Source organism: Bradyrhizobium sp. BRP56 (assembly GCF_020194035.1).
GTDB lineage: Bacteria > Pseudomonadota > Alphaproteobacteria > Rhizobiales > Xanthobacteraceae > Bradyrhizobium > Bradyrhizobium australafricanum.
This window is the reverse complement of sequence record NZ_JADYVV010000236.1, coordinates 1-395: the sequence shown is the minus strand read 5'-3', so window position 1 is coordinate 395 and position 395 is coordinate 1. Positions and strand designations below refer to the sequence as shown.

1 protein-coding gene is annotated in these 395 nt (G+C 70.4%); it reads left to right on the top strand.

Translation table 11 applies throughout. The features are described 5' to 3' along the window. Positions 1–395, top strand: a 395-nt coding sequence (locus I6F38_RS43555; RefSeq protein WP_225164737.1) for a hypothetical protein, incomplete at both ends; no start/stop codon positions are given.

The following is a 395-nucleotide window of genomic DNA, read 5'->3' as shown; positions in this document are numbered from 1 at the left end:
AGGCTGCCCGCACCGAGCTGCAGGCGCTGCTGGCCGACCCCGACGAGCGCGGCTGGAAGTTCGCCCTGGCCGCGCTGATCGGCGGTGGCCGCGACCCGGCGGTGCCGGCGCAGGTGCTCGGCGAGCTGGTCGATGCCAATGCGATTCCGCCGAAGATCGAGGCCTGGCAGGAGTTCGGTCGCCTGGCCCTCCGCATGGACAAGCCCGAGTTGGCGCGGCGCATGATCGATGAAGTGGTCAAGCGCTTCCCGGAAGAGCCGCGCGTAGCGTTGCTGCGTGCCAGCCAGCTGCAGCAGGCGGGCGAGACCGACAAGGCATTGTCGCTGCTGCACGACGTCGAGCCGAAGACCCGCCAGGACCCCGAGCTGCGCAATGCGGTGGCCATCGCCTACGAC